This is a genomic window from Cupriavidus sp. 8B, from assembly GCF_054589115.1.
The window spans coordinates 1-229 of sequence record NZ_BAAILO010000140.1; the positions used below are offsets into that span (position 1 = coordinate 1).

At 62.0% G+C, this 229-nt stretch carries 1 protein-coding gene; it reads left to right on the top strand.

What is annotated here, in order from left to right:
* The coding region (locus ACYP5B_RS14915) for a hypothetical protein (RefSeq protein WP_459570227.1) at positions 1-195 on the top strand (195 nt) is incomplete at its 5' end.
* Between the last annotated feature and the right edge of the window lie 34 nt (positions 196-229).

Here is a 229-nt window from a genome sequence, read left to right on the forward strand (position 1 = left end):
CGTGGTGGGGTGGGCGCGGTGGTGAATCCCTCAAAACTATTCCGGCGGTGCCACCGCGCCCACGACGAAAACGGGACGCCTGCAACTTCGTGGCCGGCCACTCCGCGAGCGACAGACGGCTTGAAACTCGTGATGGTGGCTACCGGTGGGGGCCACCATGAAACCCTGGGCATTGGCAGCGTCGTGGTGATCTAAACTGGTAACGGCACGAGTTAATTAAAACCCGGGG